Below are 23,899 nucleotides of genomic sequence, written 5' to 3'. Positions count from 1 at the left end.
AAGCGAAAATATATCCATGACCGCTATCAGTCTTCTGAGACCGAATGGTTTTCAGATCGAACCGGCTCAAATCTGCGCTGCGGTTGTTCGAGGTCACGAACTGACCTTGAAGCATCGGCGCTTGAGTTCGGGAATCGGAGCGCTCGACGCGATCCTCGATGGCGGTCTGGCGCGCGGCCGCATAAGCGAGATTGTCGGGCAGGTCGGCTCCGGCCGCACCACGATTGGCGCTCGCTTGGTAGCCGCCGCAACCCGTGCCGGTGAAGTTGTCGCGTGGTTAGAAGAGTCGCGGAGCTTCGCTCCCGCCGATATCGCCGCCGGCAGTGCGAACCTGGATCGAGTCCTGTGGGCATCTGTGAGCGATCGCCGCGGGCGCGGGTTTGATTCGGCGGGTCGCTTTCGCCGCTACCGGTTCTCGGCCGTCTTCAAGGCCGCCGAGCTGGTGTTAAAAGCCGGCGGTTTCGGACTGGTCGTGATTGATAGTGGCGTGAGCGCGCCGCTCCCGCAGAACATCGCGTTGCGGCTGGCGCGCGAAGCGGAGCGCAGCGGTACGGCGGTAGTGGTAATTGCGCCGCACCGCATCTGCGGAACGTTTGCCGCGCTAAGCCTCAAACTCACCCGCTTGGAGGTGTCATTCAACCGGCTCACCCCAGCATCGCCCGCCGTGTTCGACGGGTGCGTTATCCATGCCGCAACCGTGCACAACAAGCTGGGCCGCACCGGCGGCAGCGCAATTCTGTGTGGGGCGATCGATCCGCTGGCGTCGTTATTTGCAGGTATGCACCGGTCGCAAGCAGGTGCCGCTACCCCACTTAGGTTTGATGCTTCCAACGCATAGTCGTCATGTCGCGCATCGCCTGTATTCTGGTCGGCAATTTTTCTATTGCGGCATTGATCCGTTCGGACTCCTCGCTGGCTGACGTGGCGCTGGTTATCAGCGATAGTCACGCGGCGCACGCCGAGATTCTGTCGGTCTCCGAGATTGCCGCCCGGCACGGCGTGCGCGTCGGAATGACGTTGGCACAGGCGCGCGCGCTGACGGCGCAGCTCACCGTAATGCCACGCTCGGCGGCGGCAGAGCGTTCCGCGGCGGAGGCGATCGCGGACGCCGCGGAGTCGGTCTCTCCCGTGGTGGAGCCGGGCGAGGATGGATGCGTGTGGCTCGATCTTGCCGGGCTGGGCCGCTTTTACGAATCGGAAGAAGCGATCGCCGCCGAATTGATGCTTCGCGTGCAGCGCGTCGGGATGGATGCCGCCGTGGGAATTGCCGCCACCCGCGAGATCGCGCACCTGGCGGCATGTTGTGGCGGCCGGCGGGTAATTCCCGAGCGCCGCGAGCGCGAGTTTATCGATTGGCTGCCAATCGATGCCTTGAATCTCGCGGCGCGCGAAGGGGGCGAGGAATTGGAGAACACCCTCGCGCGCTGGGGCCTCAAGCGGTTGGGCGACCTGTCGCGACTCAATCCCGATGCGCTCGGGAGCCGGCTCGGCCGCCGGGGCATAGAACTGGCGCGACTGGCACGCGGGGAGAGTCCGCGTCCACTCCACCCGCGGCGCCGCGCCGAAGTGTTCACCGAATGGGTGGAGTTGGAATATGGAATCGAAACGCTGGAACCGCTCGCGTTCGTCATGCGCGCGATTCTGGCTCGGCTGGTGGAGCGGATAGAGATGCGCGGGCTGGTCGCCGGGGATCTGTTGTTGACGCTGGGGCTGACCGACCATCGCATCAACACGCGTCGGGTTGCGATCGCAGCCCCGACCAACGATACCCGCGCGATTCTGACGCTCATCAGTTTGAGTCTGGAAGCTGCTCCGCCCGAGGCCCCCGCGGATACGATTCGAATTGAAATAACCCCGCGTGCCCGGCGTCCCGCACAGGTAGATATGTTTCTGCCGCCTGCGCCGGCACCCGACAAGCTCGAAACCACCATCGCGCGACTGGCGGCGTTGTGCGGTCCGGAGAACGTCGGGATGCTCACCGCCGACAATACCCATCGCCCGGAAGCGGTGCGACTCGATGCATTCCAACCCCCGCCGCCGTGCGTGACCCCGTCGCGGGTGGAGCCCGTCGACCACATCACGCGGCTGGTGATTCGCGCGATTCGACCCGCGCTGGAAGTCGAGGTGATGAGCGTGCGCGGGACGCCGGCGTTCGTGCGCGGGCCGCGGCTGGGCGCGCGCGTGATTTCGATTGCGGGTCCGTGGCGACGCGACGGCGAATGGTGGCGTAATGGCGACGGCGAGTCGCACACCCCGGCATTTTGCCGCGACTATTACGAATTAGAACTGGACGACGGCTGCGTGTACCGCGCGTTCCGCGATCCGCGTTCGGATCGATGGTTCGTCGATGGCGTCTATGACTGAAGTTCCACCCGGTAGCTCTCGGGACCGGACCGCATCGCGGGAGCGCGAGCTGGCGAGGGCAGAAAAATTGTCGGGAATCTCGAAGAGGTCTGAGTACATCGAACTGCGCACGCGCAGCGCCTTCAGCTTTCTTGAGGGCGCGACCGCACCCGAAGATCTCGCGCGGTATGCGGCGGCTTTCGGCTATCCCGCCATCGCGATGGGCGATCGCGATGGCATGTATGGGCATCCGCGGTTTTTCCAGGGCGCCAAGGCGGTCGGAATCCGCTCGCTGGTCGGTGCCGAACTCACCCTCGATGACGAAAGCCGCCTCTATGTACTGGTTCCCGATCGCGAACGCTACCGAAATCTGTGCCGGATGATCACCGCCTCGAAGCTGCGCGTGATTGGTGCCCAGCCCGACGGTGCGCCGCAATATCCTGCCAAAGGCGAGAGCCGCATCACGCTCGACGACCTGGAACGCTACGGGCAAGGCCTCATCTGTCTTGGCGGCGGCGTGAACAGCCCGCTTTCCAGGTTGCTGGTACGCGGCCAAGACCCGATCGCGCTGGGCCGCCGTCTCGCCACGATTTTTGGGCGCGGAAATCTGTATGTCGATCTCCAGCGCCACTTCGATTCCGACGAGGAGCGGCTCAACCGCAAGCTGTTCGCGTTGGCGGAGGCGTTGCGGCTTCCCATCGTCGCGACCAACGACGTCGGTCATGCCGGCGTGGAGCGCGCGCTGCTGGATGTCCTTACCTGCATCCGCCTGCACACCACCCTGGAAGAAGCGGGACGGAGGCTGTGGGTGAACAACCAGCGCCATCTGAAGCCGCCTGCGGAAATGGCGATGCTGTTTCGCGATCTGCCGCGCGCGGTCGCGGCCACCTGCGAGATTGCCGACCGGTGCAGTTTCACGCTCTCGGATCTGGGCTATCGGTTTCCTGATTATCCGGTCCCGATGGGTGAGAGCGCAGACAGCTACTTGCGCATCCTGACCTATCGTGGCGCCCGCGAACGCTGGGGTGACAAGCTCAACCACCGCACCCGCGCACAACTCGAGCACGAACTTAAGATAATCGAGCGGCTCAAGCTGGCCGGCTACTTCCTGATCGTCTGGGACATCGTCCAGTTCTGCCGCGATAACCGCATCATGGTGCAGGGCCGCGGCTCGGCCGCCTGCAGCGCCGTCTGCTATGCGCTCAGTATCACCGCGATTGATGCAGTGGCGATGAATCTGCTCTTCGAGCGGTTTCTTTCCGAGGAGCGCGGCGAATGGCCCGACATCGACCTCGATCTGCCCAGCGGCGAGCAGCGCGAGCGCGCAATTCAGTATGTCTATCGCCGCTACGGCGAGCGCGGCGCCGCGATGGTCGCGAACGTGATCACCTATCGGACCAGGAGCGCGGTGCGCGAAGCCGGCAAGGTGCTCGGTTTTCCGTCCGACCAGGTGGACCGGCTCGCCAAGCTTAACCAGGTCTACGAATTCCGCGACCGTCATGATGATCTGGTCGCGCTGCTCAAAGGTGCGGGGGTCGATGTGGAAGCACCGCGTCTCAAGTTGATGATCGACGCGGTGCGAAAGCTCCAAAGCCTGCCGCGCCACCTGGGGCAGCATAGCGGCGGGATGGTGGTCGCGGCCGCTCCGCTCGATGAGATCGTGCCGTTGGAGCCGGCCACCATGCCGGGGCGGGTGGTAGTGCAGTGGGACAAGGACGACTGCGCCGACCTGGGAATTATCAAGATCGATTTGCTCGGACTCGGCATGCTCGCGGTGCTGGAGGAATGCTTTCCGCTTGTCCACGAGCATGACGGCGTCGACCTGGACATGGCGCATCTGCCGCAGGACGATCCCGGGGTCTACGAGATGCTGCGGCGCGCCGACACCATCGGCGTGTTCCAGGTCGAGAGCCGCGCGCAGATGGCGACCTTGCCGCGCATGAAGCCCGAACGCTTTTACGATCTGGTGATCGAAGTCGCGATAATCCGTCCCGGTCCGATCGTCGGTGGCATGGTCCATCCGTATTTGAACCGGCGCAACCGGCGCGAGCCGGTCCGCTACCTGGCGCCCGGACTGGAGGAAATCTTGGGACGCACGCTCGGCGTGCCCTTGTTCCAGGAGCAATTGCTGCGGATGGCGATGGCGGTAGCCGACTTCAGCGCCGGCGAGGCCGAAGAACTGCGCCGCGCGATGGGGTTCAAGCGGTCGGCGGAGCGCATGGAGCAGATCGAGCGCAAGCTGCGGGGCGGAATCGCCAACAAGGGTATCAACAAACAGGACGAAGACGACCTGGTCCGATCGATTACCTCATTCGCATTGTTCGGCTTTCCGGAAAGCCACGCCGCCAGCTTCGCGCTCATCGCGTACGCGTCGGCATATTTGAAGTACTACCATCCGGCGGCGTTTTTCGCGGCGATGCTCAATTGCTATCCGCTGGGGTTTTATCATCCCGCGACGCTGATCAAAGATGCGGAACGCCACGGGGTTAAGCTGCTGCCGATCGATGTCGGGTACTCGAACTGGAGCTGCACTATCGAAAACGGCGCACTCCGGCTGGGGCTTCGCTATGTGAGCGGACTGCGGCAGGAAACCGGCCAGCGCGCGGAGCGCGAACGCGCCGGCAGGGGGTTCGAATCGATAGCTGACTTTTCCGCGCGGGTCGGGCCCAATCGTCGCGAACTGGATATTCTGGCCTACGCCGGCGCGTTTGCGTCTTTCGGGATGACGCGGCGCGATGCATTGTGGCAGGCAGCCGCCGTCGAGCGCGAGCCGGGAAGCCTGCTTGCCAGGGTAGCGCCGCGTGCCACGCCCACCCGGCTGCCCGCCATGTCGTCAATCGAAGAAACTACCGCGGATTATGCGGCCACCGGACTGACCACGCGGCCGCATCTGATGATGCATTTGCGCAGGCAGTTGAAGGAGCGCGGAGTCCTTAGCGCAGAGGAGTTGCCGCGCGCAAAGCACGGCAGCTGGGTGAAGACTGCCGGAGTGGTTATCGTCCGTCAGCGGCCCGGCACCGCGAAAGGATTTGTGTTCGTGACGCTGGAAGATGAAACGGGAATTTCGAATTTGATAGTGCTGCCAGATCTGTTCCAGGCCCATCGCGCGTTAATCCGCAGCGCGAAGATTCTATACGCGGAAGGCGTGCTACAGACGGTCGATGGGGTGACCGCGATCAAGGCGCGCCGCTTCCGCGCCCTTTCGCCCCCCGGCGCGCTGCCAGCCTCGCACGATTTCCATTGAAGGCCCAGCAATTCCTGGCGGGCCAGTTCGCACTGATTCCGACCTCGGCAGGCTCTACTTCTGCGCTAGACGCGAGCTCATGTCCGGTATTTCTCTTCCCGCGCCTGATATTCCGGCACCCGCATGGTACGGACGAACTCCTCAAAGACTCCGCTCCTGGTGGTGACCCCAATCTTTCCCGAGCGCCTGAGCTCACGCATGCTGTCGCGCGCCGCCTGGTAGGCCGCCAGCATCGTGCCAATGTGAATCGTCATTTTGAACGGATACTGGGCCAGCTCATCCAGCGGCAACAAGTCGCCGTTATACAGCAACGGAAGGTCGCCGAGTCGCTTCGCGTAGGTCTCCAACTCCCCGCTGCTCTTGATGCCGTCAAGGAAGATCACATCCGCTCCCGCCGCGCGATAGGCGCGCGCCCGCCTTTCCGTTTCATCCCATCCGTGCGGCTGCAGCGCATCGCTGCGCGCGATGATGACCAGGTTCGCATCGCGGCGCGCATCACATGCTGCGCGCACTTTCGCCACCATCTCCTCCATGGCGATCACCCGCTTGCCCGCCAGGAAGCCGCATCGCTTAGGCCAAACCTGATCCTCGATATGCAGCGCCGCCGCGCCCGCGTCCTCGTATTCGCGGATAGTGCGCCACACGTTGAGCGGATTTCCGTAGCCGGTGTCGGCATCGCAGATGACCGGCACCCTGACGCAGTCGGCGATTGTCCGAACATTGGCAACCATCTCAAACATGGTGAGCAACCCCAAGTCGGGGTACCCGCGCGATGCCGCCGTGCCGAATCCGCTCATGTAGACCGCCTCGAATCCCGCTTCCTCGGCAAGCCTCGCCTGGATGCCATCGAACGCAAACGGTGCGACAATCATCCCCGGCTTCACCAGCATCGCGCGCAGGCGCGCTCTAGCTTCGTTCATGGTTGTTTCCTTTCCGGGCGAAGGCAGCGCCATTCACGTCAAAACGATTCTTCCTGCTGCCGGGAGCGCCGCCTTTTGCTTGGTGGCAGAAGCGGTGTGGTGGTCGTTGCCGAGTCTTCCCGCCGAGAGCCGGCAGGGAAAACTTTCTGGAGCGATTGGCTAGGCGAAGTAGTCCTCCGCGCGGATCGCGGGAACGTCGACCTGGTACACCCGATTGTTGCGCAACACCTTGAGGCTTATCTGCTCGCCCGGCTTTCGATTACCCAGCGTGTCGTAGAGCACGCGACGTTCATTAATGTCGCGCCCATCGACCGACAGCACAAGGTCGCCCTGCTGCAGTCCCGCCTTTTCGCCGGGCCCGCCCGGCATCACGCCCGCGATTACCACGTGTTCGCGAAGCGTATACGACAGTACCCCCAACCAGGCGCGCGGTGCCGCCGTCACGCGCCGCCCGTGCTGCTGAAGCTCATCGCGAACGTTAAGAAAATATTCGCCAGGAATTCCGAGAATCGCGCGGCCCAGGTCGGCGAAATTCAGGTATGAAATCGCGATCACCTCGCAGCGCCGATTCATAACCGGACCGCCGTTGAGCCCGATGCTCAACGATGATGCGGTCACGCAAACACAGCGCTCGAGCACGAATTCCCAGACCGCGTCGAAAGGGCCGAGATAAGTGACAATTCCGCAGTCCGCGCAACGCTTCTCGCCGCCCAGGCTCGCGACGCTGAACGCTTCCTCGCCGGGTACGCAGCTTTCCGACGAAACCACCTTGAGATGGGGCAGTGTGCCCGCATCGATTTTGAGCAGCCCCAAGCCGGTGCTGTAGTCTTTGCCGACGATCCGTGCTTCGTACTGGTCGCCGCCCGGCAAGGTTACGATTACGTTCTTGGCGCCAAGCAGCAGATAGTGGGCGGTCAGTATCAGGCCGTCGGGGCTGACGATGGTCCCGGTGCCGCGCCGATCGGTTCCCAGCCCGATCGCGGTGGAGACGTGCGTCGGAGGAACGTGCGAATGTACCCCCACGGTCGCACGCAAAGTCTTCTGCAACAGGCTTATGGGCGCATTCACCGCAGTCAGCTCTTCGCAACAAGGCTAGGACCCCGTCGCGAAGCTTTCAAGCACGCGCGGCGCTTGCAAGGCCGCGAAAAAAAGAGGCGGCTTCCGGTCAAGCCGCCTCGCAATCGTGATCTGGTTGTGGAGCTACTTCTTGCCGGGTGCGTTGTCCGCGGGAACCGCGGTCTCGCCCGCGCGCAGCGTCAGCACCTGCAAGGCCTGACCGAGATCGAGTTCCGTATACTTTTGGTTGGAATACATTTCGTCGAGCTGCTTGATGGTGATCTCGGGGCTAAGATCCGCCATCGAAAGTTCGCGCCTGACTTGCCCGATGATCTTGCGCGCTCCCTTCCAGTGGAAAATGTCCGCCGCATTCCCCAGGTTGTCCAGCTGTCCGACGCTGACCTTCATCGCGTCGGAGTAGCCGTTGACGTAGCCGTCCTTCGCGGAGTCGCTAAGGCGGTTCCAAAAATTCCCGTTATGGTTACCGGAAGCTGCGAAACTGACACCCCAACTCGCGATAAATCCAAGCACCACGCCAGCAACAAACTTTTTCATCTAGGCAAGCCCCTCCGGCTTCCACCAGCTGCTTTTAGCAAAGTTACGCCTGCGTTGCAAAGTTACCTGCTATGCTTAGAAGGCAACCTTGCGCTCTTCTTATGCTATATGAAGCGAGGTTATCACGAGAATCGGCTGAGAATTCACCAGCCCGAAACCGTCTCCGCCGGCAAGCCGCCGCCTCCACCACCTCATCCTCGGCCAGCAAAGCTATACTATCCAGGTTTTCGGGTAAATACGGGTACTTTTGCGCAGCCTCCCACAAACTCTGGCATTGAACCAGCGCCCCGCGCGGGACATCATCGCGTGGGCGACCCCTCCGGTTGATCCGGGTTTCCTGATGAGCATCCAAGAACAGGTTTTGTCGTTTATCCACAGGCCCGAGCCGGGGCGGTTCGATTCCCTCGCATTAGACGTATTCCACTCCCAGTACGTTTCAGTGCCCGCCTATCGCCGCTACTGCGATGGTCTGGGCATCTTGCCCGAGACCCTTTCGTCCCCCGATAGAATTCCACTTGTGAGCACGGTCGCGTTCAAATACGCGAGCTTGTGCGCGCCCGATTCGGTGAAACTGCCAGGTGCGCTCACCTTCCTGACCAGCGGCACGACCCGAGGGCGCCAGCGGCGTGGCCATCACGTGGTGGCGCGCGCCGAGATCTATCGCGCGTCGGCGCTTTCGCACATGCGCGCGACCATGTTTCCCGATGGCGCGCGCATGCGCGTGCTGGCGATCCATCCCACGGCAGATCGCATGCCGGAGTCGTCGCTCTCCATGATGATCACCTGGTGCATAGCCGAATTTGGGCAAGGTCCCTCACTGTGCGCGGCCGACCGCTTGAGTCTGGACGTTGAGGCGGCGCTCGCCTTTTTGCGCCGCGCCACCGAAGATGCGGCGCCCGTCTGCATCCTCGGCACCACCGCCGCATACGCTGCCATTTTCCACGAGCTCGCCGCACGCGGCGAAGCAATCGCTCTCCGGCCGCTCTCGCGCATGATGGACACCGGCGGACCCAAAGGGCAGATGGCGCCGCTTGGTGCAGGCGAGGTGGTCGAGCTGGCGCGGGACCTTTTGGGGATGGTTCCGGCGTATGTGATCAACGAGTACGGGATGACGGAATTGTGCTCGCAGCTTTACGATGCGACCGAGTTCAACGCGCCGGGCGAGGCGGCGCGCGAGCGGGTAAAGCTCGCGCCGCCGTGGATGCGTCCCTTGGCAATTGATCCGGTGACCCTGCGCCATCTCCCGGACGGCACGCGAGGGCTGCTCGGCTTTATCGACCTGGCCAATGTCAACTCGGTTTCCGCGGTACTCACGGAGGATTTCGGCATGGTTCACGAGGGCCGGGTTAGCATCCTGGGTCGCGCCAGCGCGGGCGGACCCCGCGGCTGCGCGCTGTCGGTCGCGCAATTCAAAAGTACGGCCGGAGCCTGACGCGATGAATCCGTGCTGAACCTGCCCACCCCAAATCAGATTGTGCAGGGAGCGAGGTCGCTTGAAGCTGCGACCCGCGAGCCGCTCACTCCGCCGCAAGTCGCCGAGGTACTCGCTACCGTGCTGACGCGCTGGCGCGATCGCGAATTCGCGCCACGCCACGCGACGATCGTGCGAATTGCGCAGCACCTGGGGTTCAGCATTCCCTTGCTGGAGGAGTCGCTTGATGCGCTGTTGGCGCCGTTCACGCATGATGCCCTGGCGCAGCTCGCTGCGCGGGTCGCGGTACGGCGGGAGACGCTGGGCTTTGTCATGGCCGGCAACGTGGTCGGCGCGGGACTCCATGAAGTCGTGCTGGGCCTGCTCGCGGGAGCTGGGCTGCTGGTCAAGACCGCCTCACGCGAACCCTGGTTCTTCGCGGAGTTGGCGAGGACCCTGGTGCATGAGGACTTGCGTGTCGGCGGCCGGCTGCAGGTTTTCAACTGGTCGCGTGCGCATGCCGATCTCACCCGGACGCTGCGCGAGGTTACCGATGAGCTCGTCCCATATGGCGACGACGCGACCATCGCGGCAGTGGGCGGCGGCGAAATTGTCGGCTTCGGCAGCCGTTTGAGTGCCGCGCTCGTTACCCGCGCTGCTGCGCACGGCGGTCCGGTGCAGCAAGTGGCGCGCTGTCTGGCACGCGATGTGACCCTGTTCGAACAGCTCGGCTGTCTGTCACCGCACCAGATCTTCGTTGAGTGCGACAGCGAGGGAGACGCGGTGGACTTTGCCGAAAGTCTGGGCCACGCGATGGGCGACCTGGCGGACCGGCTACCACCACCCCTTCATCTGGAGTTGGAGGACGCCGCAATCCTGCGCAGTGTGCGCGAGACCGCTCGCTGGCGCGCGATTGCCGGTGAGCTGGTGCGCACGATCGAGGGGCCGGGGCTTTCGTGGGTGGTAATCTTGGATCCTGAGGCGGACCTGAGTGCCGCGCCCGGTCTGCGCTGCGTCCGCGTGAGTGCGATCCGGAATCTTGCGGACCTCGCTACCAGACTGGCATCGGCACGCGGCAAAGTGGAGGCATTTGCGGTTGCGGGAAACGGCGACAATATATCTTCGATACGGGACCTTCTGGCGGTGCTGGGAGTTTCATACCTTGCCGAACCCGGTGCGATGCAGTCTCCGCCGCTCACCTGGCGGCATGGTGGTGGCTGGTTTCTGGAACGGATGACCGTAGGGCAGTGAACGAACTCCGAGAGCTTTTCCTACGCAATCTCGCGCAAACCTCTGACGCACCCATCGGGCTGGAGATCGTGCGCGCCGAGGGTGCGTGGCTCTATACGGCCGACGGTCGCCGCTACCTCGACTTCATCGCCGGCATCGGGGTCAACGCGCTGGGTCACGGACATCTTGCGGTGCTGGCCGCGATCCAGCATCAGGCGCGCCGCCATTTGCACGTGATGGTCTATGGCGAGTACCTCATCGAGCCGCAAATCAAGCTGGCGGCGCGCCTTGCCGGCCTGCTGCCTGCGCCGCTCTCGCGAGTCTACTTCACCAATAGCGGCGCCGAGGCGATCGAAGGCGCGGTCAAGGCCGCCCGCAAATTTACCGGGCGACGCGCGCTGGCCGCATTCGAGGGCGCGTACCACGGTGACACCCTAGGTGCCCTGTCGCTGGCTGGGAACCCGGTCTGGCGCAAGGCCTATGAACCCCTGCTCGATTCGGTGCGTCATCTGCCCTTCGACAATCCCGGCGCGCTCGATGCCATCGATTCTTCGATCGCCGCGGTGGTTATCGAGCCCGTGCAGGCTGAAGGCGGGGTCCGCATTCCAGCAATCGACTTCATGCGCGAGCTGCGCTCGCGATGTGATCGCGCGGGTGCGCTGCTGGTGTTCGACGAAGTACTTACCGGGCTCGGTAGAACCGGGCGGCTCTTTGCGCTGGAACATTTCGGCGTCGTGCCCGACATCGTGGTGCTGGCAAAAGCGCTCGGCGGCGGCCTGCCGCTTGGTGCATTCGTCGGCTCCGATGATGTGATCGGGACGCTGTCGCACGACCCTCCGCTGGGGCATATCACGACTTTCGGGGGCCACCCGTTGTCATGCGCCGCCGGACTTGCCGCGCTGGACGTCATCATCAAAGAACAGCTTTCCGCCCACGCGTTGGAGAAGGGTGCGTACCTCATGCAGGAGCTGAGGGCCCTGGCTGCACCCGAGATCGCTGAGATCCGCGGAGTCGGGTTGCTGGTGGGGCTCGATTTTCATTCCGCGGAATTTGCCCATCGATTCGTTGCGGAAACGATATCTCGCGGGGTGATAATTAATTGGACTCTAAATGCGGGCCAGGTTGTCAGGCTTGCGCCTCCACTAGCTATTGTGCGCAGTGAGATTGACATCGCCGTTGCTACGATGCGTGATGCGCTGTTGGGGACACGTGACGGCCTCGGCCGCACGTGAGCCTTCGAACAGTGGCAGACGAGTTCGATACCCACCAGGGCGGCAACAAATGGTCGCAGACGTTCCGGGCGCCGCATCTCGACACGGGCGGTGAGGAAGAACCGCTCAATGCACTGCGGCTGGCCGCCTCGATCGGGCTCGTGTTCCTGATCCTGTATCTCGTCGTCGACGTGGCGATTCGCGGGGCGGATCCTGTGCTGCATCTCCTGGCGTTTTCCGCAGCGGCAGTGTTTTTGGCCCTCACCTGGACCCCGATGTTCCGGCGCTTCTGGCAGCTATGGGTTTTCGCGGTCTGCCTGGTCATCATGGTGATGTTCATCGCGATCAGTGCGACCACGCACGATCCGGTCTCCCGCCTGTCGGTCATCATCCTGTGTCCGTTCGCGACCGCATCGTTCGTGAGCTGGAGTCCCCGCTGGCAGCTTGCGATGAGCGCGGCCACGTTGCTCGCGTACAGCGCCGCGCAGCTTCTGGTTCCGATCAACGATAACCTGAACATTTATCGCTGGCTGAGCGTGCTCGCCGCCCTCCTGCTTGCCCAGAGCACTTCGATTTTCATCAACCAATACCGACTCAAGATTCGCGGGCAACTCGAAGAGCTGGAAACCGCGGCGCGCTTTCGCGAGCGTCAGATAGCAACCATGGCCCACGACATTCGCAACCCGGTCTCGGCGCTGGCCGGCTATGTTGAGCTGCTCGAGGAGCCCTCGGCGAGCCCGTCGGATCGCGAGCAAATGATCGCGCGAATCGGGTCGACGGCGTGGAACACCAACCTGGTGGTCGGCAACTCGCTTGACTTGTACCGCATGGAGGAAGACGGCCGCTTCCAGGTCAAAGCAACCGACACCGATCCAAACCCGGTCGTGGCCGAGGTCGTCGAAGACTGTGCCGCTCAGGCGCGGCGCGTCGGAACTCAGTTCCTGCATCACCTCGAGCTCCTGCCACACGTTTCGGTCAACCCGCAGCACCTGGCGCGCATCGTCCGCAACCTTGCCGCGGTACCCCTGGCCGCCGACTGCAAGAGCGAAGTTACGCTTCGGACCTCGCTGTGCGGTGAACAGATTGCCATAGATATCGACGCGCCCGGAGCCAAGATTACGGAGGCCGAGCTCGAGCAGATGATGGCGAATCCGCGCACCAGCGCTCGGCCTCTCAACGCGGGCCGCATCGGGCTGTTCCTGGCGCGCTCCATGACCGAGGCTGCCGGCGGCAGCCTGCTGGTCCGTTGCTTAAAGCCCACCGGCATTCACCTGCACGCGGAGATTCCCTGTACACCTCCAAGTCGGTGACTGCTTCGGACTGCTAGCTCCGCCACCGCTGGGACCGCGTCTTCCCTGCCGATGCAAAGTTCTGCAAGCTCTCCTTTCGCGGTGATGCGAGGTGGCCGTCCGCCTGGAGGATTGTCTCAGCGAAGTCTTTGCTGCGGAGCAGGGAGGGGGAGGCCAGCATCATTCCCGACCCGGTTCCTTTGTGGTGAACTTGATAGATGCAGACCCAGGGACGCCAACGGGCGAAGCTGCCCGGCGAGTTCGAGCTCATCGCGAGGCTGGTAGCGGATCTTCCCCACCGCCGCCGGACGGTTCTGGGTCCCGGCGATGATTGCGCCATCCTGGCGCGTGGCGTTTCACCGATCCTGTTTACCATTGACTCGATGGTCGAAGGTGTTCATTTCAAGCTGGGATGGGGAACCCCCGAACAGCTCGGCGCCAGGGCGCTGACGGTGAACATGAGCGATGTCGCCGCGATGGGCGGGGTTCCCACCGCCTGCGTAGTCAATCTCGCAATTCGGCCCGGACTCACACCGCGCTTCTTCGAGCGGCTGTACGGAGGCCTGGGGCGCGCCGCCCGGGTGGGAGCGGTGGATATAGTCGGCGGCAACATAACTTCGGCGCGCCAGTTGGCAATTACGATTGCCCTGCTAGGTGACGCGCCGGTGCGACCGCTGCGCCGTGATAGCGCGCGCGCCGGCGATGAAATTTTCGTCACCGGGACTCTCGGCGATGCGGCGCTCGGCTGGCGAATCCTGGCCGGAGAGCAGCGGGTGAGAAACTCAGCGCGCCGCCATTTGGTGTCGCGCTACCTGGCGCCTACCGCGCGGCTGTGGGCCGGCCAGCGTCTGGCCCGGCTTCGACCCGTGCCCGCCGCGATAGACCTCAGCGACGGTCTGTTACAGGACCTTGGCCACCTCCTCGAACGAAGCGGCATGGGCGCCGAAGTCGATGCCGCGTCGATTCCGGTATCGACCGCGTACCGTGAAGTTGCCGGATCCGATCTGTCCTTGGCGCTCGGCGGCGGCGAGGACTACGAGTTGTTGTTTTGTATCCGACCCGGACATTCCCAGTCGAAGCTCGCGCGATGGTTGCGCGTTCCCACCCATCGTATCGGCGCCATAGTTCGCCGACCGGGCTTGCATTTGCGGGGCGCCGCCCGGCCGCGCGTGGGCGGATGGGATCAGTTGCAGGTGCGAAACTAGTCGACCTTCCGTGATGCTGTTGCTGCCAATTCTGGTGCTCGCGCTGATCATGGTCAGCGCCGGACTCGCCGCGTCCGAAACCGCGATCTTCACCATGGCGCGCGCGGAGCACATCCGCGACCAGCTCACCCAGCCGGCCCGGCTCGCGCTCGACCGGATCATGCGCCGACCGCTTGAGTCTCTGATCGTAGTAATCGGCCTCAACGAGGGGAGCAACGTTTTTGCTGCATGTCTGGCCACCGCGTTCTTTCTCTTCTGGCTCGGCGGCGAGATGGGTCCTTATGTCGCGGCGCCGGTGATGTTCGTGGTCGTGTTGATCTTCTGCGACATCACGCCCAAGACTTTCGCACTTAGCCATCCGACCGGGGTGGTACGGCTCACCGCGCGCCCGCTCGCCGTCCTCACCGAGCTGGTGCATCCGGTGGCCAGGTTTTTTGCGCCCCATGATGTGGCTCCTCGACCTGAGCCCTTTTCCGAAACCGAATTCAAGGCGCTTCTGAAGCTCGGGGAAACCCAGGGGGAGGTGGAGCCCGAGGAACGCGCGCTGATCCATCGGGTATTTGACTTCGGCGCGCGTCGCGCATCCGAAGTGATGACGCCGCGCGATCGCATCTTCGGCCTCGATATTGCCACGCCACCGGCGCAATTGATTACCGAAGTCGCGCACGGCCACTTTTCCCGCATTCCCATGCATCGCGGTAGCCCGGAAAACATCGTCGGGGTCCTGCACGCCAAGGACCTCGCCACCCGGCGGCTTGACCCGGCCCTCCCGCGGGTCGAGCGACTGCTGCGGCCCGCCTATTTCATCCCGCCGCGCAAACCGTTGGGGGAACTGTTTGACGAGATGCGGCGCGGCCGGTTCCAGATGGCCCTGGTGGTCGATGAATACGGGCGCCTTCTGGGGCTGGTGACCCTCGAAGACCTCCTCGAAGAGTTGTTCGGGGAATTGCGCGACGAGTTCGACGTGGAAATTCCAGAACTGCAAAAAATCTCCGCGAACGAGTGGGTAGCCTCCGGCGCCATCGATACCCGCGAGCTCGCGACCGCCCTGGGGCCGGATTTCAAACTGGAGATGCCGGGCGGCGGCCGGAACCTCTCCAACCAAATGTTGCGCCGGCTGGGCCGGGTTCCCCCGGTCGGCGAAAAGCTTAAGCTCGGGGAATTCGAGGCGTCCATTGAGCGCGTGCGCGGCGCGACCATCGAGCAGGTGAGGCTCAGGCGATGAGCCTTGGGGTTCTCCTCATCACGCTCGTCGCGTGCCTTGCGCTGCAGGCGTTCTTCGCCGCCAGCGAAATCGCGCTGGTCTCCGCCGATGAACTCAAGGTCCGCGCGGAAGGCGAACGGGGCGGCAGAGCGGCGCGAACCCTGGGATGGTTGCTGGCGCGCCGCGATCGCCTGCTTGCCCTGACCCTCACCAGCAACAACCTGGCCACGGTGATCATTGCGGTGGCGCTGACCGCGTTTCTGCACGATTTGAAACCCAAGCTCTCGTTGTGGGCACCGTTTATTCTGGCGCCGCTGACGCTGGTGCTGGGCGAATCGATACCCAAACTGCTGACCCTGCGGAATCCCTTGCGCTTTGCGCGCCTGGCGGCGCCGGCCCTGCGGGTCATGGCAATTGTCATGGCGCCGCTGCTGTTCGTCGAGACTCTCCTCAGTCGCGGGCTGCGCTGGCTCGCCGGCGTACCCTCCGGGGCCGAGAGCGTCTTCCTGGAGCGCGAAGACCTCGTGCGTTTGCTGCATCGCTCGCCAGGCGACGTGAGCTCGGCGTCCGACAAGGACGCGATCTTGCCGGCGGAAAGCAGGATGATCAGTCGCATCTTTCGCTTCTCACGCGCCGAGGCGCGCAAGGCGATGGTGCCGCTGGTGCGGGTGGATGCGATCCCGCAAGATGCTTCGCTTTCCGCGGCGATCGAAACGGTGCGCCGGCTCGGCTTCAGCCGCCTGCCAGTGTTCAGCCATCGCATCACCGATATCGTCGGGGTCGTGCACGTATTCGATTTGTTGGAAGCCCCCAACTTAAGCCACCCGGTCACCGAGGTGATGCGTCCGGTCAGTTACTTTCCCGAATCGACGCCGTTGGACGAGGTGCTAGTCGCGCTACAGCGCACCGGCGAAAATCTCGCCGTGATAGTCGACGAATACGGCGGCGCGGCAGGAATCATCACCATGGAAGACCTGCTCGAAGAGGTGGTGGGCGAAATCGAGGACGAGCACGATGATCGCGAGGAGGAGGTCGCGCGGGTGGTGAATCCGCACACACTGGCGGTGATGGCGCGCGCGCCGATTGCGGAGTTGAACGAACGCTACGGACTGCATCTGCCGGAGGGCGACGAGTATGCTAGCATCGGCGGATTCGTGCTCGAACGCCTGGGTCATATTCCCCAGCCGGGTGAGCAGCTCAACGCCGGCGGGATCACGATCACCGTCACCCGCAGCGACCTGCGCGCGGTGCGCGAGGTGATGCTGCACCTGGAACACCCGCTTCGAGCTGATGTCCTCAAGCGGCGATGACCGAACGCCAGATTCGCGCGATTCTCGATTCCGTGGCGGAGGGCAAAACCACCGCCACCGCGGCGATGCGCGCGCTGCGCGAGTTGCCGTTCCAGGACCTCGGCTTCGCCAAGCTCGATCACCATCGCACGCTCAGGCGCGGGTTTCCGGAAGTAATCCTGGGGCAAACCAAGACGGTGGAGCAGATCGTCGCGATCGGGCGCGGCATGATCAAATCGCGCGCGAACTTCATCGTAAGCCGCCTCGGGCCAGACAAGGCGAAGGCGGTAGGATCGAAAATCAAGGAGCTGACCTATTACCCCGAGGCCCAGATCGGCGCGGTCATGGTCGAGGCTCTGGGCATCCGCGGTCGTGGCGAATTGATGGTGATCACCGCCGGCACCTCCGACATCCCGGTGGCGGAAGAGGCCGCGGTCTGTGCGGAATTGTTCGGCAATCGGGTCGCGCGCCTGTACGATGTGGGAGTGGCGGGGCTGCAGCGTCTGACCGCCAATCTAGATTCCATCCGGCGTGCCACGGTTCTGATCGTGGTTGCCGGCATGGAAGGCGCGCTGCCCTCGGTCGTCGCGGGCTTGATCGATAAGCCCGTGATCGCGGTTCCCACCAGCATCGGCTATGGAGCCGCTTTCGCGGGACTCGCCGCGCTGCTCGCGATGCTGAATACCTGCGCGTCGGGGGTTACGGTAGTCAACATCGACAACGGCTTCGGAGCGGCGGTGGCCGCCACGCTGATCAATCGGAGCGGAATCGAGCGCGACGGAACCGACTGATGGCAACGCGCAATCCGATCACACGGGGCCGCGCGCGGCGCGCCATCAAGATGGGCGGTCTCGCCTCACAGGTTGGCTCCAGCTACCTGTGGACCTCCATCCGCCGTCCCTTCCTGTCGCGCACCGCGCAGGATCGCGAGCTGCTCGAGACTCACATCCGCAACGCGCAACGGATTCTCGAAAGCTCGAAGAACCTGCGCGGCGCGTTCATGAAGCTGATTCAGATGCTCTCGATGCGCCAGGACCTGCTGCCCGGCGAGGCGCTCGACGTGTTGCGCGCAACCCAGTCGAGCGTTCCGCCGATGAGCTACGGTACTATCGCGGAGCAGATGCGACGCGAGATTGGCCAGCGCCCCGAGCAGCTGTTTCGCGCTTTCGACCATACTGCGTTCGCGGCCGCATCGCTCGGCCAGGTCCACCGGGCGCGTCTCAAGGACGGACGCGAAGTGGCCGTGAAGGTCCAATACCCCGGCGTCGAAGCGACGGTAGAAGAAGATCTCAAGAACATGAAACTTCTGCTGCGCACGCTGCAGGCGATCGGGCGCGACGTAATGCGCCAGAAGGTCGACACGGCAGCGATCTACGGGGAGCTGGAGGCGCGGCTGCGTGAGGAACTCGACTATGTGAGCGAGGCCCGAAATCTGCAGGAATTCGGGCGGCTGCTGGCGGACGATCCGGAAGTCGAGGTCCCCGAAGTGGTCAAGGAGCTCAGCTCGCACCGCGTCCTCACCATGACCTTCGTGGAGGGTTACCCGCTGGCCGACGTGATGGGCCCCGAAGTCGACCTGGATCTGCGCACCTGGGTGGCGAACAAGTGCCACGCCATGGTGTGGCGGCAGATCCTGGAATTCGGCGTGCTGCATACCGACTTTCATCCCGGCAACTACCTGGTCAATTACCATCCTCGCCTCGGCATTCTCGACTTCGGATCAATTCGCCGCTTTCGCGACGCGGAGCGGAGGGCTTACCTGCAGGTCGCCCGCGGAATTGTCGACGACGATGCGCGCGCCATCGGTGCGGGGATGCAAAAACTGGGATGGCTGGATCGTGCGCAGAATCCGACGCCGATGGTGAAGATAATCCACATCCTGTTCGCGCCGATGATGGTTGATCGCGACTACGACCCCAAGGAGTACGACACGGTGGGCAATGCGACCAAAGTCGGCGAGATCGCATTCGAGCACAAGCTTTACAAATCGCCCGCGCACAGCGTGTTCCTGCTGCGCGCGCTGATCGGACTGGAAGGTATAATCCGCCATCTGGGTGTGAAGACCAACTACCGTCGCATTTTCAAAAGAAGTGTCGAACACGCCGAGGCGGCCGCGCGCGGCTCAACGGTGCACTGACCATCGCTCCGGACCCAGGTCGGAACGCGGACCACGAGAACCAATCATGTTCCAACCGCGACCTTGGCGGGAATTCCTCCAAACCTGCTTCGATTGAGTGACCGTGACTACTCTCGAGCGCCTCGAGGCGCATCGCGACTACTACTTCCGCCGGACCCGGTCGCGGCGCGTCACCAATGAAAAAACCGCGCTGGCGTTTATCAACGAAGTCGGGTTTTGCGCTGGTTTCACGGCCGGGCTCGGCGTCCCGTGTCTGCGTGAAGCGATCGTTGGCGCGCGTGAACCCGCGCTGCCCGAGCATATACAGCACGATCACGCAATCGGGATGACTTGGCGGCTCAAAGACGAGCTGGCCGCGAAGCGTCTCGTCTACTACGGCAAGGCTATTGCGGGACGGCCAAGTTTTATCGCGCGCGACCTGCTGGGTGCGTTCCTGCGGCTGCGCGTATCTCCTGGTGGCTATCGCAGGCTGTACACGAACGGCATGCTCTCCCACTGTGCGAAACTGGTAATGGATGCGCTGGTGAGGCGCGGAGCGGCTGAGACGCGTGCGCTCAAGCTTAGCTCCGGTTACGCGCAGCCTAAGAGCCGCACGGCGTTCGACCGCGCGATGAAAGAACTCCAGGAAAAGTTTCTCGCCCTGAAGGTGGAAGAACGCTACGAGCCGTTCACCTATGTATGGGACACGATGGACCATCGTTGGCCCGACGCGATGCGCGAAGCGCGCGACCTGACCCCGCGTGAGGCCGCCTACCGACTCGTCCGGCGTTATTTCGAGGTCGCAGGCTACGGTTCCGAAAAGACCGTCGCCCGCCTGCTGGCAATCCCGCCCAAGTTGGTGGCCTCGGCCACCCAAAACCTGGAACGCGAGCGAAGGATCAAGCGCGCAGCGCGAATCGAGAGCCACCCGGGTGAGGTGAGCCTGCTACTCGAGTACACGGAGAGCTCCTAACCACGACCTGAGCGGTCATGCCGGGATTGCTCGGCAGACTTAAAGAAAGCAGAACCTCGAATGGCGCAGCCCCAAGCGTGGTCGAAAGTCCAGAATTTCGCGCCGTAGCCTTTCCACCCGCGCCCGCCAGAAGCTGCGCCCTCGTTCTGGCACGCGGGTGCACGAAATGCGGGCCTAGGGTCGGTATCGCTTCACTTCCGGATGCGCAATAGTCGAATCATCGAGGAAGACCATGCCTAGACCGCAAATCACTCGGGTCCATCTGATCGCCGGCGGGTTCCCTCCCGGCAGCGCGGCGGGACACGACATGAACTACGCCCGGCTGCGACTGCTCGGTATCCTGGAACAGAACCCTACCATCTATACGACCGTAAGCAATGACTACGGCGATCTGGCACGATGGCTGCCGGAAACGCGGCTGCTAATCACCTACGTCGCGGGCCCGTATCCGGACGATGAGCAGAACCAGCACCTCCGCAGCTGGCTTCAGGCTGGCGGGCGCTGGCTTGCGCTTCACGGTACCAGCGGCGGCAAGGCCGCCAGAGTCGGAGAGCAGCGCCGCAAGATGGTCAAAGGCGCCTACCACGATACCCTGGGCAGTTTTTTTCTGAACCATCCTCCGGTAAGAAAGTTCCACGTTCACATCGCCGACCCCTCCGATCCCATCACCAGCGAACTGCCAGAATCATTCGAAACGTCCGACGAGCTCTACCTGATCGAACTCCAGCACCCAGCGGACACCAAGACCCTGTTGACCACCGAACTTCCCCGCGATCCGTCGCCGCCCGGCTTTGGTTTCATCTACGACCAAGACACCTCGGTCCTTCCCGATGGCAAGACCCGGGTCCTTGGCTATTCGCGTCAAATTGGGAGAGGCGCGGTAACCTACATCGCGCTCGGCCACTGTCACAACCCGACCAACAACGTGCAACCTTTTGTCGACGCGAGCGTGGAAGCCACCGGCAAGACCCCGCTGACCTTCCGCGGCTCCTGGGAGCTCCCGCAGTTCGATCGCCTGCTGCGCAACGCGATGGAGTGGGGCACGGCGCCATCGTAAAAAGCGCGGATTCCAAGCCTCCGATTGTGCGTGGCCTGCGAAATCTGTAGTCGGCAGATTCTTCTTGCGGGTGGAAAGTCACTGCCGGAATTTGCGAAGCTGCCCTCATCGGAGGTCTCGTCTATGCCGCTCGATCCGCAGGCCGCTGCCCTGATCAAACAAATGGCCGTCGCGCCCGGACCCAAGCTCGAAGAGCTGCCGCCCCACGATGCGCGCCGGCTTACTTCGGCCACGTTCAAGGTGCTGGCCGGCGCCGCCGAAGAGGTCGCAAAGGTTGAGGATCGCAAGATTCCCGGTCCTGCCGGGCAGATCCCGATTCGGATTTATACGCCAGCAGGCGCCGGACCTTTTCCGCTGCTGGTGTTCTACCACGGCGGCGGATGGGTGATCGGCGACCTCGACACTCACGACAACGCTTGCCGCTCGCTTAGCAATCGTGCGGGGTGTGTGACGCTCGCAGTCGATTACCGGCTCGCGCCCGAAAACAAATTTCCGGCCGCGGTGGAGGATTGCTATCAGGCTACCGCCTGGGCGGCGGAGCATGCGCGCGAATTCGGCGCGGATCCCACGCGAATCGCGGTCGGGGGCGACAGCGCCGGTGGCAACCTCGCGGCGGTGGTGTCGCTGCTGGCACGCGACCGCAGAAAGCCGGCGCTCAAGTTTCAACTGCTGATCTATCCGGCTACGGATGGTGCGCTCGCTACCAACTCGCACAAGACCTTCACCGATTACTTTCTGACCGATACGGCAGTGCGGTATCTGTGGGGAAGTTATGTGCGCGACGATGCCGACCGCACCGATCCGCTCGCCTCGCCCGCGTTAGCGAAGAGCCATAAAGGGCTGCCGCCCGCGCTCATCATCACCGCCGAGTTCGATCCCTTGCGGGATGAGGGCGAGGCTTACGGAGAGAAGCTGCGCGCCGCCGGCGTTCCAGTCAGCGTCACCCGTTACGACGGTATGATCCACGGATTCTTCACGATGACCGGTATGCTCGACCAGGGCAAAAGGGCGGTCGACGAGGCAGCGAAGGCGTTGCGTAAGGTGTTCAGCCAGTAGCAACCGAAATCGGCGAATCTTTTGCGTCTTCTCTGCAAATCAGAGAGTTCCTTTCCCCGGAGCGTCTGCGGATTGCCGGGTTTCTTCCTACCACTGTTCGTAGTGCACCGCGCGACGTTCGTAGCCTGCGCCTCTCAAGAGATCGCGTAGGGCGAGTACCCCCTTACCCACGCCGCAAATGTAGAACTGGCGGCTGCGATCGGCGTCGCTCCGGACCCAGCGGCGCTCGGCTTCGGTGCACAAACCCTCGTAGAGTTCTGATTGGGGAAGTATCAGTGGTTCAAAATGAAAACCGCTCGTGCCGGCCGCGAGTGACTCGAATTCGGCACGATAGAGGATGTGATCCGGGGATCGCGCCGCATACAGGAGCGTCATCATCGGGGAGGCGGGCGATCCCGAGGCGCGCCGGATCATCGGCCGGATCGGCGCTACGGCGGTTGCGTCCGCAAGGAAGATGGTTTCGACCGCTGGCACCGAATCCATCATGAAGGTGCCGTAGGGCCCGGTAAATTCGACGCTGTCTCCGAGCCTCCGATCGAAAAGCCAGTCCGCACCCCGCCCCCCGGGAACCCGGTTGAAACAGATTTCGAAAGGCATGCCCCGCTCGGGCGGCGACGCGATCGTGTAGGGACGGGTCCGCGTCTCGTCGGGCAGGGTGATTGCAATCGAGATGAACTGTCCGGGTAGGTATCGGAGGCTGCCGCTATCGACGGGCGCAAGGAAGAGTGAGCGGGTGTCCGAGGTGTGATCGAAGATGCGCTCGACCCGCGCGGTGCGGATTGGACGAGAGCCGCCGTGGCTGTCGGATGGACTCATGCCGGCGAAACCTCAGTCAACGTTAATCACCAAGTCACACGGCACCGAGCGGACCAGAGATGCGGTTCTAGGGACGTCCCGTGCGTTTGACGCATCTCATTCCTCCGCTTCGCCGGTCAGGTTTATCGTGTACCTCGGGATGACGACGGTGATTTCGGCGTTCGGATCTTCGACTACTGACTGGCATCCGAGGCGTGAGGTCGGGGTCAGCCCCGGTGCTCTGTCGAGCATGTCCTCTTCCTGCTCGGTCGCTTCGCTAAGCTGCTTGCCGCCCTGCTTCACGATCACGTGGCAGGTGGTGCACGCGCAATTACCTCCACACGCGTGCTCCAGATGGATCTTATGTCCGAGCAGAATATCGAGGATCGATCCGGGACGGCCGTCGTGATGGAACGGCGCCTTGGCGGGGTCGAATTCGACCACCTGCTCGGGGTCGCCATTTTCGAAGATTACCCTCAGCTTAGCCATTGGTAGTGTCAGAGGACTCTCAGCGAGATGGTCGGCACCTGCCACGGGATCCCGACTTCTCTGCTGGAATTAGTTGCGAATCCGCCAAACGCGGAACCGAAGGTCTGGGCGTCAATTCGGAGCTGTGTCCCGGGGGAGCGCCGCCTCCTCGTAGGACCGATCCGGGAAGAGGTCGGCACGAAAATCACCAAGATGAGTGGCTTCATCGAAGAAATCGCTTTCCAGGTTATCGGCCGCCGTGGCGATGTGAAACCGATCGCCTGACCGGTCTTGCAGCTTCGCCGAATTTTCGCCATCATGCACATAGCTGCCGAGGGGGAGGACCATCGATGGCAACACTTACCAAGCGCCAGAAGCAGATGGTGGACTATTTGGAACAGTATATCAGTGAGCACGGTTATGCTCCGACGTTGGCGGAAATCGGCCAACACTTCGGGCTCTCGTCGCTGGCTACCG

At 63.2% G+C, this 23,899-nt stretch carries 20 protein-coding genes; 15 read left to right on the top strand and 5 right to left on the bottom strand.

Going from position 1 to position 23,899, the window contains the following annotated elements; genetic code table 11:
* Positions 1-16 precede the first annotated feature (16 nt).
* From VGI36_01830 to VGI36_01820, 3 genes are read left to right on the top strand one after another with little or no spacing between them, the layout of a single operon-like run.
* Complete coding sequence (locus tag VGI36_01830; GenBank protein HEY2483855.1) at positions 17-838, top strand: hypothetical protein; 822 nt, start codon at positions 17-19, stop codon at positions 836-838.
* 5 nt (positions 839-843) lie between these two features.
* A complete protein-coding gene (locus VGI36_01825) occupies positions 844-2,364 on the top strand; it encodes a DNA polymerase Y family protein (protein ID HEY2483854.1) in 1,521 nt (506 codons plus the stop codon).
* Positions 2,357-5,587 carry an error-prone DNA polymerase gene (locus VGI36_01820; protein ID HEY2483853.1) on the top strand — a complete coding sequence of 1,077 codons (3,231 nt, stop codon included), beginning with the start codon at positions 2,357-2,359 and terminating at the stop codon, positions 5,585-5,587. The genes VGI36_01825 and VGI36_01820 overlap by 8 nt, the downstream gene beginning before the upstream one ends.
* Before the next feature lie 77 nt (positions 5,588-5,664).
* On the opposite strand, the gene VGI36_01815 is transcribed toward VGI36_01820, so the two are convergent.
* The 3 genes from VGI36_01815 to VGI36_01805 all read right to left on the bottom strand — a co-directional run bounded on the left by VGI36_01815 (position 5,665) and on the right by VGI36_01805 (position 8,118).
* Positions 5,665-6,507, bottom strand: a complete 843-nt coding sequence (locus tag VGI36_01815; protein HEY2483852.1) for an isocitrate lyase/PEP mutase family protein — start codon at positions 6,505-6,507, stop codon at positions 5,665-5,667.
* A gap of 159 nt (positions 6,508-6,666) precedes the next feature.
* Positions 6,667-7,575, bottom strand: coding sequence for a trypsin-like peptidase domain-containing protein (locus VGI36_01810; GenBank protein ID HEY2483851.1), 909 nt, complete (start codon positions 7,573-7,575; stop codon positions 6,667-6,669).
* 132 nt (positions 7,576-7,707) lie between these two features.
* Positions 7,708-8,118, bottom strand: coding sequence for a hypothetical protein (locus tag VGI36_01805; GenBank protein HEY2483850.1), 411 nt, complete (start codon positions 8,116-8,118; stop codon positions 7,708-7,710).
* Between the two features lie 340 nt (positions 8,119-8,458).
* On the opposite strand from VGI36_01805, the gene VGI36_01800 reads away from it, so the two are divergent.
* The 12 genes from VGI36_01800 to VGI36_01745 all read left to right on the top strand — a co-directional run bounded on the left by VGI36_01800 (position 8,459) and on the right by VGI36_01745 (position 22,159).
* Positions 8,459-9,550, top strand: a complete 1,092-nt coding sequence (locus tag VGI36_01800) for a hypothetical protein (protein HEY2483849.1) — start codon at positions 8,459-8,461, stop codon at positions 9,548-9,550.
* A gap of 12 nt (positions 9,551-9,562) precedes the next feature.
* A complete protein-coding gene (locus tag VGI36_01795) occupies positions 9,563-10,780 on the top strand; it encodes an acyl-CoA reductase (protein ID HEY2483848.1) in 1,218 nt (405 codons plus the stop codon).
* Positions 10,777-11,991, top strand: coding sequence for an aspartate aminotransferase family protein (locus VGI36_01790; GenBank protein HEY2483847.1), 1,215 nt, complete (start codon positions 10,777-10,779; stop codon positions 11,989-11,991). Before VGI36_01795 ends, VGI36_01790 begins: the two co-directional genes overlap by 4 nt.
* Positions 11,992-12,002: 11 nt before the next feature.
* Positions 12,003-13,280, top strand: coding sequence for a HAMP domain-containing sensor histidine kinase (locus VGI36_01785; GenBank protein ID HEY2483846.1), 1,278 nt, complete (start codon positions 12,003-12,005; stop codon positions 13,278-13,280).
* A gap of 197 nt (positions 13,281-13,477) precedes the next feature.
* Positions 13,478-14,464 (top strand): thiamine-phosphate kinase, encoded by a 987-nt coding sequence (gene thiL / locus VGI36_01780; protein ID HEY2483845.1) that lies wholly within the window; start codon positions 13,478-13,480, stop codon positions 14,462-14,464.
* A gap of 13 nt (positions 14,465-14,477) precedes the next feature.
* Positions 14,478-15,689: a hemolysin family protein gene (locus VGI36_01775; protein HEY2483844.1), complete on the top strand. Its 1,212-nt coding sequence runs from the start codon at positions 14,478-14,480 to the stop codon at positions 15,687-15,689.
* Positions 15,686-16,978 carry a hemolysin family protein gene (locus VGI36_01770; GenBank protein ID HEY2483843.1) on the top strand — a complete coding sequence of 431 codons (1,293 nt, stop codon included), beginning with the start codon at positions 15,686-15,688 and terminating at the stop codon, positions 16,976-16,978. Before VGI36_01775 ends, VGI36_01770 begins: the two co-directional genes overlap by 4 nt.
* Positions 16,975-17,748: a nickel pincer cofactor biosynthesis protein LarB gene (gene larB, locus VGI36_01765; GenBank protein ID HEY2483842.1), complete on the top strand. Its 774-nt coding sequence runs from the start codon at positions 16,975-16,977 to the stop codon at positions 17,746-17,748. The genes VGI36_01770 and larB overlap by 4 nt, the downstream gene beginning before the upstream one ends.
* Positions 17,748-19,094: an AarF/ABC1/UbiB kinase family protein gene (locus VGI36_01760; GenBank protein ID HEY2483841.1), complete on the top strand. Its 1,347-nt coding sequence runs from the start codon at positions 17,748-17,750 to the stop codon at positions 19,092-19,094. The genes larB and VGI36_01760 overlap by 1 nt, the downstream gene beginning before the upstream one ends.
* Positions 19,095-19,197: 103 nt before the next feature.
* A complete protein-coding gene (locus tag VGI36_01755) occupies positions 19,198-20,046 on the top strand; it encodes a hypothetical protein (GenBank protein ID HEY2483840.1) in 849 nt (282 codons plus the stop codon).
* A 232-nt stretch (positions 20,047-20,278) separates the two neighbouring features.
* A complete protein-coding gene (locus VGI36_01750; protein ID HEY2483839.1) occupies positions 20,279-21,103 on the top strand; it encodes a ThuA domain-containing protein in 825 nt (274 codons plus the stop codon).
* Between the two features lie 123 nt (positions 21,104-21,226).
* A complete protein-coding gene (locus tag VGI36_01745) occupies positions 21,227-22,159 on the top strand; it encodes an alpha/beta hydrolase (GenBank protein ID HEY2483838.1) in 933 nt (310 codons plus the stop codon).
* Positions 22,160-22,246: 87 nt separating this feature from the next.
* Here the strand turns inward: VGI36_01745 and VGI36_01740 are convergent, their stop codons facing one another.
* Together VGI36_01740 and VGI36_01735 are read right to left on the bottom strand one after the other, a co-directional pair.
* Positions 22,247-22,975 (bottom strand): FAD-dependent oxidoreductase, encoded by a 729-nt coding sequence (locus tag VGI36_01740; GenBank protein HEY2483837.1) that lies wholly within the window; start codon positions 22,973-22,975, stop codon positions 22,247-22,249.
* A gap of 96 nt (positions 22,976-23,071) precedes the next feature.
* Positions 23,072-23,443 carry a 2Fe-2S iron-sulfur cluster-binding protein gene (locus tag VGI36_01735; GenBank protein HEY2483836.1) on the bottom strand — a complete coding sequence of 124 codons (372 nt, stop codon included), beginning with the start codon at positions 23,441-23,443 and terminating at the stop codon, positions 23,072-23,074.
* Positions 23,444-23,899 lie beyond the last annotated feature (456 nt).

The sequence above is a fragment of the Candidatus Binataceae bacterium genome (genome assembly GCA_036495685.1).
In the GTDB taxonomy this organism is placed as follows: Bacteria; Desulfobacterota; Binatia; order Binatales; family Binataceae; genus JAFAHS01.
This window is presented reverse-complemented; position numbering and strand designations above follow the sequence as displayed.

Bases quoted from the DNA above. Each gene is read 5' to 3' on its own strand.
- VGI36_01825 (HEY2483854.1), top strand. From the start codon at position 844: ATGTCGCGCATCGCCTGTATTCTGGTCGGCAATTTTTCTATTGCGGCA.
- VGI36_01770 (HEY2483843.1), top strand. From the start codon at position 15,686: ATGAGCCTTGGGGTTCTCCTCATCACGCTCGTCGCGTGCCTTGCGCTG.
- VGI36_01760 (HEY2483841.1), top strand. From the start codon at position 17,748: ATGGCAACGCGCAATCCGATCACACGGGGCCGCGCGCGGCGCGCCATC.
- VGI36_01735 (HEY2483836.1), bottom strand. From the start codon at position 23,443: ATGGCTAAGCTGAGGGTAATCTTCGAAAATGGCGACCCCGAGCAGGTG.
- thiL (HEY2483845.1), top strand. From the start codon at position 13,478: ATGCAGACCCAGGGACGCCAACGGGCGAAGCTGCCCGGCGAGTTCGAG.
- VGI36_01750 (HEY2483839.1), top strand. From the start codon at position 20,279: ATGCCTAGACCGCAAATCACTCGGGTCCATCTGATCGCCGGCGGGTTC.
- VGI36_01815 (HEY2483852.1), bottom strand. From the start codon at position 6,507: ATGAACGAAGCTAGAGCGCGCCTGCGCGCGATGCTGGTGAAGCCGGGG.
- VGI36_01830 (HEY2483855.1), top strand. From the start codon at position 17: ATGACCGCTATCAGTCTTCTGAGACCGAATGGTTTTCAGATCGAACCG.
- VGI36_01775 (HEY2483844.1), top strand. From the start codon at position 14,478: ATGCTGTTGCTGCCAATTCTGGTGCTCGCGCTGATCATGGTCAGCGCC.
- VGI36_01740 (HEY2483837.1), bottom strand. From the start codon at position 22,975: ATGAGTCCATCCGACAGCCACGGCGGCTCTCGTCCAATCCGCACCGCG.
- VGI36_01820 (HEY2483853.1), top strand. From the start codon at position 2,357: ATGACTGAAGTTCCACCCGGTAGCTCTCGGGACCGGACCGCATCGCGG.
- larB (HEY2483842.1), top strand. From the start codon at position 16,975: ATGACCGAACGCCAGATTCGCGCGATTCTCGATTCCGTGGCGGAGGGC.
- VGI36_01805 (HEY2483850.1), bottom strand. From the start codon at position 8,118: ATGAAAAAGTTTGTTGCTGGCGTGGTGCTTGGATTTATCGCGAGTTGG.
- VGI36_01745 (HEY2483838.1), top strand. From the start codon at position 21,227: ATGCCGCTCGATCCGCAGGCCGCTGCCCTGATCAAACAAATGGCCGTC.
- VGI36_01800 (HEY2483849.1), top strand. From the start codon at position 8,459: ATGAGCATCCAAGAACAGGTTTTGTCGTTTATCCACAGGCCCGAGCCG.